11 protein-coding genes are annotated in these 13,361 nt (G+C 66.0%); 2 read left to right on the top strand and 9 right to left on the bottom strand.

Annotation, left to right across the window (positions count from 1 at the left end; all coding sequences use genetic code 11):
* The first annotated feature begins 84 nt into the window (after nt 1–84).
* Nucleotides 85–255 (top strand): hypothetical protein, encoded by a 171-nt coding sequence (locus TRD_RS14915; protein WP_012642756.1) that lies wholly within the window; start codon nt 85–87, stop codon nt 253–255.
* Here the strand turns inward: TRD_RS14915 and TRD_RS11060 are convergent.
* From TRD_RS11060 to TRD_RS13905, 9 genes are all read right to left on the bottom strand, one after another.
* On the bottom strand, nt 252–2,735 hold the full coding sequence (locus TRD_RS11060) for a Lon protease family protein (RefSeq protein ID WP_012642435.1): 2,484 nt from the start codon (nt 2,733–2,735) through the stop codon (nt 252–254). The genes TRD_RS14915 and TRD_RS11060 overlap by 4 nt on opposite strands.
* Before the next feature lie 43 nt (nt 2,736–2,778).
* A complete protein-coding gene (locus TRD_RS11055) occupies nt 2,779–3,288 on the bottom strand; it encodes a YIP1 family protein (RefSeq protein ID WP_012643154.1) in 510 nt (169 codons plus the stop codon).
* A gap of 13 nt (nt 3,289–3,301) precedes the next feature.
* Nucleotides 3,302–3,709: a recombinase family protein gene (locus TRD_RS11050; protein ID WP_012642556.1), complete on the bottom strand. Its 408-nt coding sequence runs from the start codon at nt 3,707–3,709 to the stop codon at nt 3,302–3,304.
* A gap of 53 nt (nt 3,710–3,762) precedes the next feature.
* On the bottom strand, nt 3,763–4,287 hold the full coding sequence (locus TRD_RS11045) for a deoxyuridine 5'-triphosphate nucleotidohydrolase (protein ID WP_012642960.1): 525 nt from the start codon (nt 4,285–4,287) through the stop codon (nt 3,763–3,765).
* On the bottom strand, nt 4,288–5,529 hold the full coding sequence (locus tag TRD_RS11040; protein ID WP_012643272.1) for an amidohydrolase/deacetylase family metallohydrolase: 1,242 nt from the start codon (nt 5,527–5,529) through the stop codon (nt 4,288–4,290).
* Between the two features lie 353 nt (nt 5,530–5,882).
* Complete coding sequence (locus TRD_RS11035; protein WP_226980756.1) at nt 5,883–6,686, bottom strand: Mut7-C RNAse domain-containing protein; 804 nt, start codon at nt 6,684–6,686, stop codon at nt 5,883–5,885.
* A gap of 1,146 nt (nt 6,687–7,832) precedes the next feature.
* Nucleotides 7,833–8,591 carry a hypothetical protein gene (locus tag TRD_RS11025; protein WP_012642378.1) on the bottom strand — a complete coding sequence of 253 codons (759 nt, stop codon included), beginning with the start codon at nt 8,589–8,591 and terminating at the stop codon, nt 7,833–7,835.
* A 12-nt stretch (nt 8,592–8,603) separates the two neighbouring features.
* A complete protein-coding gene (locus TRD_RS11020) occupies nt 8,604–9,113 on the bottom strand; it encodes a hypothetical protein (RefSeq protein ID WP_012642498.1) in 510 nt (169 codons plus the stop codon).
* 337 nt (nt 9,114–9,450) lie between these two features.
* Nucleotides 9,451–10,425, bottom strand: a complete 975-nt coding sequence (locus tag TRD_RS13905) for a 1-phosphofructokinase family hexose kinase (protein ID WP_012643305.1) — start codon at nt 10,423–10,425, stop codon at nt 9,451–9,453.
* 240 nt (nt 10,426–10,665) lie between these two features.
* Here TRD_RS13905 and TRD_RS11010 point away from each other — a divergent pair, with 240 nt between their 5' ends.
* Nucleotides 10,666–12,933 (top strand): xanthine dehydrogenase family protein molybdopterin-binding subunit, encoded by a 2,268-nt coding sequence (locus TRD_RS11010; RefSeq protein WP_012642845.1) that lies wholly within the window; start codon nt 10,666–10,668, stop codon nt 12,931–12,933.
* Nucleotides 12,934–13,361 lie beyond the last annotated feature (428 nt).

The raw sequence follows: 13,361 nt of genomic DNA, 5'->3' as shown, positions 1-13,361 counted from the left end.
AAGCAGTTCCACGGCCGGGTCCCGACGAGGCGCACCGGGCGTGCCTGTGCTGCCTGACACGCCATGTCCACGAGGAAGGCGACGATGAGCATCCTCTTGCTCGCGCTCGTCGCTGCGGCAGCCGCGATCCTCGCTGCTGTGGTCGCCCTGCTCCTGCGCTGGTTCGGCATCGCACCAGCCGAGCCGGAGCAGCGGACACGCGGGATCGAGCTCCTCGCGGAGCGGATCCGGGAACGCCTGGTCCAGCGTCGCTAGTGCTCGCCAGCTGGCTCCGGATCGGCCGCCTCGGTTCGCTCCGACCGCTCCTCGCGTTCCTCCCGGCGGCCGAAGTCGCGCATGCGCTCGGCATATTCGCGCAGCCGATCCATCACCAGACGGTGGACCGTCCCCTCTGGATACGTCCCATCGGGCTGACGCTCGCCAGCCGGTACACCAGTCAAGATCTCGATCCCCTGATCGACCGAGTCGACCGCCCAGATGTGGAACTTCCCCTCGGCGACCGCCTGGATCACCTCTTCATCCAGCATCAGGTGCTGGACATTCGCCGTCGGGATGATGACACCCTGCTCACCGGTCAGCCCCTGCACCTTGCAGACAGCGAAGAACCCCTCGATCTTTTCGTTCACGCCACCGATCGCCTGCACGTCGCCGTACTGGTTCACCGATCCGGTAACTGCGATCCCTTGCTTGATCGGGAGTCCGGAAAGCGCCGAAAGCAAGGCATAGAGCTCGGTCGAGGAAGCCGAGTCACCCTCGATCTCCTCGTACGCCTGCTCGAAGGTGATGGACGCGGTTATGGCGAGCGGAAAATCCTGGGCATAGGCACCCGCCAAGTAGTTGGAGAGGATCAAGAAGCCTTTCGAGTGGATCGGGCCGGACAGCGCGATCTCGCGCTCGATGCTGATCAGATTGCCGCGCCCCAGCGAGACGCGCGCGGTCACGCGCGAGGGTTTCCCGAAGGCGAAGTCACCGAGCTCGATGACCGCCAGGCCATTGATCTGCCCCACCCGCGCGCCGCTCGTCTCGATCTTGAGCGTTCCTTCGGCGATCAGGTCGCGCACCCGCTCGGCGAGAAGGTCGGAACGATACCGCTTCTTGCGGATCGCCGTCTCGACATCCTCGGCAGTCACGATCTCGCGCCCAGCCTTGCTAGCCCAGTAACTCGCCTCCGCGACCAGGTTGCCGATCTCCAGGAGTTGCGACGAGAGCTTGCGCTGATGCTCGACCTGGCGCGCTCCATACTCGATCACGCGCGCCACCGCGCTGCGATCGAAGTGGCGCAATCCCTGTTCCCGCACCACCCGGCTGATGAAGGCCGCATAGCCCATCACGTGTTGATCGTTCCAGTCCATGTCCGGCGCGAAGTCGGCCCGTACACGGAAAAGCTCGCGAAAGTCATCGTCGTAGGCAGCGAGAAAGTAGTACAGGAACGGCGAGCCGACCAGGACGACCTTCACGTCGAGCGGGATCGGATCCGGTCGCAGTGTCGCCGTGGGCAGGACAGCATACTGTTGGCCGAGATTCTCGATCACGACCTGGCGGGTGATCAGCGCGCGCTTGAGCGCGTCCCAGGCGAACGGATTAGCCAGAAGGTCGAGGACATGGACGACCAGAAAGCCACCGTTCGCGCGGTGCAAGGCTCCAGCACGGATCTGGCTGAAGTCAGTCACCATCGCGCCGAACGTGGCGCGGTAATCGATTCGCCCGACCAGGTTGTAGTACGAGGGATTTCGCTCGAAGATCACTGGCGCACCGCGCGTTTGGCTGTTGTCGACGAACACGTTCACGCGATACCGCGCGAGATGCTCCTGCTGTTGCAGCGCTTGCAGCTGGGCGATCGGTGCTGGCACACCGGGGAGTTGCGGCGGGAAAAAGTCGTGCAGGTGCTCGGGAATATCCTCCCGCACCTGCTCCAGGAAGGCGAGCACCTGAGGAAGATCCTGGTACCGCTCGCGGAGTTCCTCGAACAGGCCGCCCACCGCAAAGAGCGCGACCTCCCGATCGAGTTGGCGCAAGCGCTCGGCCGTCTCGCGCTCGAGACGACGCACCTCCCGCAAGGCATCGGCCACGCGATCCTGGATCCGCTGGTTGCGCCGCTCCAGCTCCTCGCGCACCGGTGGTGGAAGCCGCTCGTACTCCTCCGGCGCCAGCGGCCTTCCCTGTACCAGCGGCAGGCTGATCACCCCCGCTGGCGTCAGCTCCACCGTGAAGCCCAGCTGCTGCGCGAACTGCTGCACGCCCTCCCACAACCGTTCCCGTTCCTGGTTCAAGCGATCGATGATCGCCCGGCGCCGCCGGTCGTACTCTTCGCTCTCGAACGCTCGCGGAATCGCTTGCTGAGCAGCTCGCAGGAACTCATCCATGTCGCGCGCCAGCTGCGCTCCACGTCCAGCTGGCAGCGCGATCGCGACGGGACGTTCGGGATCCTGGAAGTTGTGCACGTAAACCCAATCAGGCGGTGTCGCACGCTTCGCCGCGATCTGCTCCACGAGACGGAGCACTGTGCTCTCGCGACCGGAGCCAGGACGCCCCGCGACGTAGACGTTGTACCCGTAGGACGCGATCTCCAGACCGAACTCGAGCGCTTCCAGCGCCCGCGGTTGCCCGACCGTCCCCACAACGGGATCCACTTCGGCTGTCGTTTGGAACGGCAAGGTCATCGGATCGAGTCGGCGTCGCAGACGTTCCACGGGAACCCGTCGCTGCGCGGCTCGTTCCGTCGCTGCTCCGCTCATCCATTCCCTCCCTTCCCCGGCTGAAGCAGGTCACGCTCTGCATTCAGCCGGATGGTCCCGGTGGCGTCAAGATACTGCCGAGGAGAGCAGCAGCACCGTACGAGAGCACCGCGACCAGCAACGCCCGCAGCGTGCCGACCGCCAGTGTTTCTCGGAGCGCCATGAGCGTCGCGAAGAAAGTCCAGACAAAAGCCAGCGGCACGACGACCAGCTGGAGCGCGGGAACGACTCCGAAAACGAGCAAGAGACTCGGCGCCAGGGCGAAGCCGAGTGTCCGCACCAGCGCTCCCAACGTCGCCTCGGTCTCCGGCCCCGGCAACGCTTTCGTGCCGAAGAGGTAAGCCGCGACGACGAAGATCGTCCAGGACACGAAGGCAGAAGCAGCCACGATGCCGAAGGCGGTCAGACCACCGCCGGGTAACCCGCCGACGCCAGCTGCCAGGACACAGAGCAGGACGAACAGGAGTGCCGGCACCGTGGCGGTCGGATCATCGCGGAGCTCCCGGTAGACCGTAGGGTCGAGCCGCAGCGCACCGATGATCCGCCTCAGCATATCTTCCCCTCGTTCATCTCGACCACTCGCGCGGCCACCCGTACTCTTTCACGACCCAAGCGTACAGCGGCGGTACCTCCAGGAATTCGACACGCTCCCCGAGCGTCCGCGCCTCGATCAAGAACGCCTTGAGTCGCTCGGGATCCCGATAGAGGCACTCCGGTGACGGCACCAGGATGACGTCGATCTCGCGCAGCCACATCGCCGTGCGCAGCGCCTTGAGACCCGGACGTTGCTCCGGAAACTCGGGGAGGATCTCGCTGAAAACGCGCGTCACGTGGTAGCACTCGCGCGCAGCCAGTTCGCGCAACCGCGCCTCCTGGTCTGCCAGCTCCGACTCCGGATGAGGGCGTCGTTTGGCCTCCTTGGGGTCCGTCGGGAGTCGCGTCGCCAGGAACAGCGCGGCCCGCTCGGCAGCCATGACTCACCTCCCCTCTAACTTGCCGGGGGACAGCGCAGTATTTCCGCTGTGCCTCAGCCGCGCTCGCCCTGGTACATGCCACGGTATCCCTCGCTGACAGGCCGCTCCAGCCGGTGCAGCACGAGTTGGGCGATGCGGGCACAGCGGCGCAGCCGAAAGCCTTTCGGATTGTAAACGACGAGCAGTGCTACCCCTTGCCCCGAGTATCCGGCATCCCAGACCGCGGTGTGCACCGCGACGCCACAGCGGAGCAGACTCGAGCGCGGGCGGGCATAGGCCATGCAGTCCGGTGGGAGCGTCACGGTTTCGGTGAAGCGCACGAGGTACGGGCCTGGCTCGAGCTCCCACCAGCCATCACGATCCGGCTCGACCACCTCCAGCTCCGGCAGGCGACGCTCTTCGTCGATCTCGCCGACCTGGCCAGCACTTGCGAAGCGCGCGACCGACCAGACAGTCAAATCGATCCCGTGCGGCTGAAGTTGCGCCTCGACCGCCGGAAGGTCGCGGAGCAAAGGTGGATCCGCCGCGAGCAGTGCTGCCAGTTGCTCCCGCATGAGGACGCCATCGCGCTCGCTCATTCAGCCTCCTCGTGCCTGCATGACTCGGTAGGGATGTCCGATTTGGACGATCGGGCGCTGGTGTTCGGGAAGCTGCGCCCAGGGATGGAGCGCACTCGGCTCTTGCCGGGGCACGATTCGTCCATCGACCATCGTCAGCGTATTGACGAGAAGCCGGTCGCCAGACCGCGCCTGCATCGCCACGTCGTAGAAAGTGAACATCCCCTCGACCACCTGGAACAGGGCGATATCCGCTGGCGTCCCCTCAGCCAAGCTCCCCAGTTCCGGCCGGCCGATGATCTTGGCCGGTCGTACCGTCGCCCGCTCGATGACCTCCGCCAGCGAGAGTCCCAGCGCCAGGAACTTGGAGAGCGTGGTGGGGAGGTCGAACATCGGTCCCTGGATCGCCAGCTGGTGGATATCGCTCGAGATGACGTCCGGCACGATCCCCTCGGCCAGGAGCCGCTCGGCGACCTCGAAGCTGAACGAACCTGCACCATGCCCGATATCGAGGACCAGTCCGCGCTCGTGCAACTCGCGGATGCGGGGGTGAACCCGCCCATCCGGAGTGAGAATCCGCATGGTTCCACCCGTGAAACAGTGGGTCAGAATGTCACCGGGGCGCAAGAGCGCGGCTACCTCGTCGATCGACGGTGGGCCGTTCCCGATGTGCACCATGAGGGGAAGTCCGAGCTGGTCAGCGAGCTCTCGAGCCAGCTCGAGCGGTCGGATCCCGACACCGCGCGTGGTATTGGCATCGATGCGCGCCTTGACGCCGAGGATGACGTCGCGGTTCGCCTCGATCATCGCGGCAGCGAGCTCGAGGTCGCAATAGTCGAGATTGGCGAACTCCCACGTTGGGGCGACCAAGCCGATCGAGGAGAGATTCAAAAGTGCAAGAATCCGAACCCGGCTCGGCTCGACGATGTACCGGCGAAAACCAGGAAACGTGTAGGCTCCGGCACTTCCGACGTCCAGCCAGGTCGTCACTCCGGTCCGCGCAGCGATCGGATCGGCTTCGATTCCCCAGTAGGTCGCACCCCAGTAGACGTGCGTATGGAGGTCGATGAGACCCGGCGTCACGATCTGACCCCGCGCATCGATCACTTGCTCGGCGATGGCATCCGCCAGAGAACGCGCCACGCGCACGATCCGTCCCTCGCGGATCCCGATGTCGAAACGGCCGAAGCGCTGGTTCGCCGGGTCGATCACCTCACCGCCGAGAATGAGCGTGTCGAAGCGCTCCCGTTCCGCTGGCCCCATCGCTCCATCCTCCCGCTTCCCGCTCGAGGGTCACCAGGCACGCTCGACCGGTCAATCCTCCCCCGAACCGGATCCCTTCGTCAATTCTGCCCCGCCTGGACGAGGGCACTCGCCCTACCGTCGAGCCTCAGTCGAGCGTGCACTCCGCGAACGCGGCGAGAGCCGACACAGACCGACAATCGCTGAGCTCACACCCTCACCCCACCACGAACACCGGTGATCGCCAACGCGATCCATCGCGTCCGCCGTTCAGGGAAGAGTGGCTCGCGCCGACAGCGCTGATCACGCTCATCCCGCAGAAGTCCGGACGCGCCGAAGACCGCACAGCGCGCTCCACCGAGATCCCCGCCGTCTCACGCACCGGATGGCGCGTCTCCGGCGGTGCGCTCGCATGCTGCCTCCAGCAGTCGCGTCGGCTCTCCCGACAAGGCGCTCCGCAACCACGCGATCAGCTCCTCCACTCGCTCGCAATGCGTGCCGTACCAGTAGAACTGGTTGCAGCCGCTGCATCGCCAGAACTCCTGAGCACGCTGCCAGCTACGCGGTGGGACATGCGCCCGCGCCACCTCGCGATCGACCAACACGAGTAACCCGTTGCAGCGTGGGCAACGCACGAACGGGCGCAGACTGCCCACCAGGTCGAAACGCCGGACGACCTCGAGAAGCTGCTCCCGCGGATGGGCCGAGCGCAGCCAATACCCGTGCGTGACGGCTCGCCGCTTCAAGAGTTCCCGGTCGCGTGTCAGCACGATCCGTCGCTCACGCTCCGCCCATGCCACCAGCGTTGCGTCGTCTGCCTCGCGCTCGTACCGCGTATCGAAGCCGAGCAGGCGCAAGTAGGCAGCCAAGCGGCCGAGATGGACATCGCAGATGAAACGCGGTTCGCGCAGCGGCTTGGGACGCAATCGTTGCACCGACCCAATATCGATCGTTTCGAACACCGGATAGATCGCGACTCGGTCGCCGTCTTTCAGACGAACAGCCCAATCGGCGGGCTCGTCGTTGACGAGGACGAGATCGACCTCCGGCGGAGGGATGCCGAGCCCGGCGACGAGATCACGCACGGTCGCACCGAACGGGAGCGGTACCTCGAACGAGCGCTGGCGCACCGCCGCCGGCAGGAAGTCGTTCAACTCAGCGTACGCTCGCACTACCACCGCGCCAGCTGACCAGCGCACGACGCCTGAACCCCGAGAAGCTCACCAAAGGAAGACTCTGCGACCGAGTCGCGGTCAGCAGGATCGCCCAGACCTCGCCCGCAGCCAGTGTAGCAGCGTTTCGCCTTGGAGGGCGCGGAGCGGTTGCTGCGAGCGCACGATACCCGGCATGCGCACGGCCCGCTTTCCGACCGAGCGGCAGCCAGAGGGTTCACCAGGCTTCCTCTTCGGGAGGGCACGTGTTCCGGCACCTGGCGACGAAGAAGGCAGCATCGGGGCAGGACCACGCGAGCGGGCGGTCCAGCAGCAGGCGCTGCCGCTCGCCTCCCTCCCGGCCCGCCACCAGGCGCCGAGATAAGGGAGAGGATCGTGTCCGCTGGTGAAAAGCGACAAAAAGACAGAGCGAGGATGGAACCGATGACCCCCCCTGAGCTCGCCTCGAGCCTCCCCCAGCGCCGTGACCGGACGGAGGAGCGAAAGGTCTCGCGGATGCATTGGCCCGAGAGTCCGCGACGCATGCGAGACACCCGCACTTTCCTCCAGCTGAGCGAAATGACCAGTAGTGAGCGAACTCGCGCACCGTCGGCGCGCTGAGCGTCTCCGCACGTCCGTACTGGGCCACTGGCTCACCGCTGCCCGCTCCGACCAGCTCTGTTGCAACGGAGCGCCCCCGCCTCCTGGACACGCCGCGAGGTCGCTCTGTTCTCCGCTCGTCAGGATCGGCCGCCGCGAACGGTCACGCCTGCCCTCGGTGACCGACTCGTCGAGTTCGTCAGGTACCGACCGGTTGCCAGCTCTCACCTCTGCCGGTTCCTCGGTCCTTCGCCCCGCGAACGCTCGTTCCAAAGCCCAAAGGACTGGCAGCCAGGAGCCCGCTAGGCACTGACGTCTCGGCCATCGCGCCTGCCCTACCCGCTCGGTGTTCGAGAACTCGAATCTCCCCGGCAGGCTGGGCAGCAGAAGCTCGCCACTCCGGGTCGGTGACGCACCGCGATTCTGGCCGCAAGCACGCTGTGCCGTGTCACCACCCGGAGCGGTGTCGAGCGTCGAAATGTCCCTCACGAGCAGCTGATCGCCGCACCGCCACCGCGCGCAGGATGGTAGACCACGCCATCGGTGCAGCGAGTGCACGAGTCAGCCCGTTAACTATCCTGTGCTGGAGACGCTCGACTGGAGATCGTAGTACTGCTTCAAATACTCTACCGCTGCATCGATGCTGGCCGGCAACCGCTCTGGCACGACGACCTCGATCGGCGCCCCGAGCACGAGTGCCCGCTCCTCGGCGAGCCAGCGTGCCTGGCGCCGGGTCGGGTCCGGCTCGTCCTTCGTCCGTTCCTGGTAGAGTCGCTCCTTCGCGATCTCCAGGGCAACCACCCGCGGATAGTGCACCTGCCAGAACGCAGTTTCGCCGAACGCCTGGAGATACGCCTTGATCCGCGGGTCGTCACTGGTCGCTGCGAGGTCGCGATCCCGCTCCACGCGGGCCTGCACCGTTCGCTCGTCCGGCCACAGCCCTTGCCGCTGGGCCTCAGCTTCCAATGTCCGATCGACGATGAGGGCCGCCAGCGCGACCGTCGGCTTCCCGTACTCCTCGATCAGGCGCGCCTGCCGCTCGAGGAACGCTCGCTGCTCGTCGGTCACCGCCATCCGGGTTCCCACCTCACCCATCCAGGCGAGGTTGGCCGCCACCCAGTGCTCCATCTCGGTCAGCTCGGCCGCGGTGATCGGCTTGTCTGCCACCAACAGCACTGTTTCGCGGTCACCGTTTCGTGCGGCCTCTGCCGCCGACTCGACGCGGTCGATACCCGGGAACGGGGCAGTCAGCCCCGAGCTCCGCGCCAAGGCCACCGCGCCAACCAGCACGAGCAAACCGAGCAAAGCGATTGTTCCGATCCGGTACCGCATGACGACCTCCTACTAGAGCGTCCAGGTCCGGTCGCGGCTGACGCCCCCGTAACATCCAGCGGCGTCGCAGAGGAAGAACGCCCACGTTCCGCGATCCTGCGCACGCCTCGTGCTGTCGAAGCTACCGAGATATTGCGAGTTGGTGGTACAACCGCCGAACACCAGCCCGCCAGGAGGATAGATTGCGCCACAACCGGTCATCGTCCAAGCGTAAGAAGAAACCGTCCTTCGGACTTGTCCATCGTGGATGAAGTAAAGAACCGTGCCTGGGGAGCGGATGTCGCTCGTCGGGTTCCGGACGTAGACGCTGCTTTCATGACGGGTCAGCACATTGACTCCAGGGAGCGGGTTCCAGTCTGTACGTCCTAGGTAGTTCCCCGAGTAGGACCACAACCCGCCTCTTGGCTTGATTCCACTCGCTGACCACTCGTAAAACAATTGTCCATATGCCGCCTGCGCTGCCCCGACCACAAGGGTGAAGACGACGACCAAAACTCCGATGACGACCAGGACACGCCTCACAGTCGACCTCCGTTATCCGTCACCTGCCATACCTGAACACCGATCATCACATTCTCCAAGATAGCAGAGAGAGAGATGTCAAGATCCCGATCGCTTCCGCGGTGGGGGCCCTCGCGACGCACCGCACACCGCAGCGACATACCGGAAAACGAGCTGTACTCGAAACCAGCAGCCGCGTCGTCGGAAGATCGGACGCCTTAGCCGTGCCGCCCACTGTCGTTTCGCGAGCAACCGGGCGACCGTTCATGCTCGGACGGATGGAATCCTGCTTTGCTGAGGTCGATCCATCACGGTATCCACGCCGCACGTTCTCCCGGCACGTATAAGGGCATCGTGCTCAGCCGTGACCGATCGCCTCGACGCGGACGTGCGCGAAGAGCTCCGCGACCCGCTCCTCGTCGAGCGCCCCCGGCTGGAGTGTCTCCACACTCGCCGAGCCAGCCGCGACGGCGAGCCGGACCGCCTCCACGAGCGGCAGACCACGCGCGATCCCCGCTGCGAAGCCAGCCGCGAAGGCGTCTCCTGCGCCGATCGGGTTGCGGGTGACCACAGGCGGCGCCGTTGCGAACCACAACTGGTCGCGCGTCGCGACCGCCGCACCGGCTGCTCCCGCTTTGACGATCGCCGCCTGCCGTACTGCCCGGGCGAGTTCCCTCGCGGCGGCGAGAGACCGTTCGCGGAGTTCGGCCGGATCGTCGGTGACGAGCTCGGCGCTCGCTCGTCCCAGCGCGCCCTCGGCCTCGAAAACGTTGGGCGCCAGGATGTCCGGCTCGGCCGCGAGCACTGCGACGAGTGCTTCCCGCGCGGCGTCCACGATGATGGGCAAATGGCGCGAGCGGGCGAGCCCGACGCAGTCGGCGTACAGCGTCGACGGGAGGCCAGGCGGCAGCGATCCGATCGCCACGACGAGCGCGCCCTCGACGAGGTGCGATCCGAGCAGGTCGAGCAGTCCAGACGCCAGACTCGCCTCGAGTCGAGGACCTTCCTCATTGAAGACGGTTACCCGCCCGCTGTCCTCGAGCACGATCGTGTTGACCCGTGTCTCCGCCTCGATCCAGTAGGGGTGCACCCTGAGCCGCTCGTTGCCAGCGAGTTCTGCCACCAGACGGCCGATCCACCCCCCGAGGAAACCCACCACGCACGCTTCGGACTCCAGCGCTGCAGCCGCACGAGCGAGATTCAGTCCCTTCCCGCCTGCCGAGGTGAGGATCGAGCGGAAGCGCATGACCGTGCCAGGTGCGAGCGACCCGAGCGACCCGATCCGATCCAAGCCGAGGTTCGGGCAAAGAACAGCGATCTTCCCCCCGCTCATCGGGCTGCTCATCCTTCCTGCAACGGACCAGCGACCGCATCGAAGGGGGCCGTGGTGCCTCGACAAGCTCGCACGACCGTCATGCAGCAACATCCTACCGATCCGATGGCGAGCACGGTAGACCCCATGCTCAGGACGACCACCGCCGACACTGTCCCGATCGGACAGCTTCTCGGTGAGCGGAGAGCATCGTACACTGGGTCAGCGTGGTGGGAACGACGGGGAAGGGAGCCTCGAGCGATGACGACCGTGCTCGGGAAACCGCTCAAGCGACGCGATGCCGAACCGAAGTTGCGCGGCGACGCGCGTTATACCGACGACCTGCACCTTCCCGGGCTTCTCCATGCCCGGCTCGTCACCAGTCCGTACGCACACGCCCGGATCGTCCGCATCGATTGCGACGCAGCACGCCGCACCCCGGGTGTCGTCGCCGTTTTCACTGGCCACGATCTCCTTCCCGAGGGCCCGGAACCGGCCGAGCGAGCCCGGCATCTTTTGGCACGGGACAAGGTCATCTACGCTGGCCAGCCGGTCGCGATCGTCGTCGCCGAATCACCGTACGTGGCCGCCGATGCAGCGGCACTCGTCGAGGTCGAATACGACGAACTTCCAGCGGTCGTCGATCCACTGGCGGCCATGACACCCGAGGCCCCGGTGATCCGCCCCAAAGAACTCGAAGGCGAGTGGGCAGAAGCCGGCATGCATGCCACGGTATCGGGCGGAGAAGAACTCGATGTCCGGCGTCTGCCGGCCAACGTCACCAACGCTGTGCGCTTCCAGCGGGGTGACGTGATGCAGGGTTTCGCCAGCGCCGATGTCGTGATCGAGCGAACCTACCGGACACCATTCGTCCACCAGGCATACCTCGAGCCGCATGCCTCGGTGGCTGTGCCCCGACCCGATGGCGGCGTCACCATCTATACGACCACACAGGGTCAGTTCTATTGCCGCAACGTGACCGCGACCACGCTCGGTCTCCCCCACGAAATGGTGACGATCGTTCCGATGGAGGTCGGAGGCGGCTTCGGCGGCAAGACCGTCCTCCTCGAGCCTCTGGTCGCAGCGGTCGCATTGCGGCTCGGCAGGCCGGTCAAGCTCGTCCTGACCCGAACCGAAGAGTTCCTGCTCGCCACACCGGCTCCCGCCGCGATCTTCGAGCTCCGGGCTGGTGCTCGCCGCGACGGCACGCTCACCGCGCTCCGCGCCCGGGTCATCTTCGACTCGGGTGCTTACCCCGGCGCGCCAGTCACTATCGCGCTCCTTCTCTTGGGTGGAACCTACCGCTGGGAACATCTCGATCTCCTCGGCTACGAGGTTCTCACCAATAAGCCAGGGACGGGGGCCTATCGCGCACCAGGAGTTCCCCAAGCCACCTTTGCGCTCGAGCAGCTGATCGACGAACTCGCGCGGGCGATCGGGCAGGATCCCCTCGAGCTGCGTCTCCGCAACGCCGCGCGAACGGGTGATCTTCAGCCGAACGGTGTCCCCTGGCCTCCGATCGGGCTCGTCGACGTCCTCGAGCGGGCCCGGCAACACCCCCTCTGGCGTTCACGCCAGCGCCGCCCCAACGAAGGCTGGGGCATCGCGGTCGGTGGATGGCCGGGCGGTATCGAACCCTGTGCAGCGAACATTCGGCTGAATCACGACGGCACCTTCACCGTCACGCTCGGTGCCATCGACATTACCGGCACGCATACGGTTCTCGCCATGATCGCGGCAGAAGTGCTGGAACAGCCAGTCGAGCGAATCCGGGTCAAGCTCCTGCCGACCGACGGTGCTCCCTACGCGGGGATGAGCGGAGGGAGCAAGATCACCTACACGGTCGGACTCGCGGTGCAAGCAGCAGCGGAGGATGCCAAACGGCAGCTCTTGGAGATCGCTGCCAACGAACTCGAAGCTGCACCCGAGGACCTGGAACTCGTCGATGGCGCGATCCGCGTCCGCGGTATGCCCGATCGGCAGATCACGCTCAGCGAGATCGCACACCGGAGCATGGTCTTCGGTGGCAAATATGCACCCGTCTACGGCACCGGCCGGAGCGTCGTCCGCCAGCAGTCCCCCGGCTTCAACGCGCAAATCGCACACGTCGCGGTCGACCCGGACACCGGCGAGGTGGAGGTGCTCGATCTGGTCGCGATCCAGGACGTCGGGCGCGCACTCAACCCAGCACTCGTCGAGGAGCAGGTGCACGGTGGTGTCGGCCAAGGTATCGGGTGGGCTCTGCACGAGGCGATGCGCTGGAGCGAGAACGGCCAACCGCTCAACCCCTCCTTCCTCGACTACGATCTCCCCAAAGCGAGCCAGCTACCGCCGATCGCCGTCGAACTCGTCGAGGTTCCCTCGCCGATCGGTCCGTTCGGGGCGAAGGGAGTCGGTGAGCCGCCCGTCGTTCCGACCGCTGCAGCCATCGCCAACGCGATCGCTGATGCCATCGGCGTGCACCTGAGCGAGCTCCCCATCACGCCCGAGCGCGTGCTCGCTGCACTGCGCGACAAAGCAGTGAGTTGAGCGAGTAAGGTATCCAATTGGAGAGCAGCTGGGGTCGATCCACGGCCGCGGATCGACTCCAGGCGGGTTCGCAGCGCGGAGAGCGCAGCACGCGAGAGCATGTCGGCACCCAACTCGCGGACCAGGCAGGCGGCGCGAGTGTTCAGTTCACCCCTCGAGCCGGCAGTGGCCGCATCGGTGAGGAGGTCACCGCAGCCTCTCCGACGGCTGGAGCGCTCGCGGCTCGCGCCAGCCGGACGGCCCGCATCCTGAGCCTGGCAGCGGTCTCAGCGTCTCGCAGCGCTTGCCCACACTGTGCTCGTCTACTCTTGTGCTGGCCAGAGGGATGAACAAGCTCCCTCTTCACCTGAGGGAGCCCACTGGGCACCTGTCGTCGGCATCCGCTGATCGGCGAGGGGGTATCTGGTTGGCGAGGCAGTGCTTCGCTG

The organism is Thermomicrobium roseum DSM 5159 (assembly GCF_000021685.1).
In the GTDB taxonomy this organism is placed as follows: domain Bacteria; phylum Chloroflexota; class Chloroflexia; order Thermomicrobiales; family Thermomicrobiaceae; genus Thermomicrobium; species Thermomicrobium roseum.
Note: the sequence above shows the minus strand (reverse complement) of the source record. Positions and strands in the feature narration are given on the sequence as shown.

Coding starts and splice junctions, on each gene's coding strand:
- TRD_RS11050 (WP_012642556.1), bottom strand. CDS start 3,709: ATGGCTGCCGAGCGGGCCGCGCTGTTCCTGGCGACGCGACTCCCGACG.
- TRD_RS11025 (WP_012642378.1), bottom strand. CDS start 8,591: ATGCGGTACCGGATCGGAACAATCGCTTTGCTCGGTTTGCTCGTGCTG.
- TRD_RS11045 (WP_012642960.1), bottom strand. CDS start 4,287: ATGAGCGAGCGCGATGGCGTCCTCATGCGGGAGCAACTGGCAGCACTG.
- TRD_RS11010 (WP_012642845.1), top strand. CDS start 10,666: ATGACGACCGTGCTCGGGAAACCGCTCAAGCGACGCGATGCCGAACCG.
- TRD_RS11060 (WP_012642435.1), bottom strand. CDS start 2,735: ATGAGCGGAGCAGCGACGGAACGAGCCGCGCAGCGACGGGTTCCCGTG.
- TRD_RS14915 (WP_012642756.1), top strand. CDS start 85: ATGAGCATCCTCTTGCTCGCGCTCGTCGCTGCGGCAGCCGCGATCCTC.
- TRD_RS13905 (WP_012643305.1), bottom strand. CDS start 10,425: ATGAGCGGGGGGAAGATCGCTGTTCTTTGCCCGAACCTCGGCTTGGAT.
- TRD_RS11055 (WP_012643154.1), bottom strand. CDS start 3,288: ATGCTGAGGCGGATCATCGGTGCGCTGCGGCTCGACCCTACGGTCTAC.
- TRD_RS11040 (WP_012643272.1), bottom strand. CDS start 5,529: ATGGGGCCAGCGGAACGGGAGCGCTTCGACACGCTCATTCTCGGCGGT.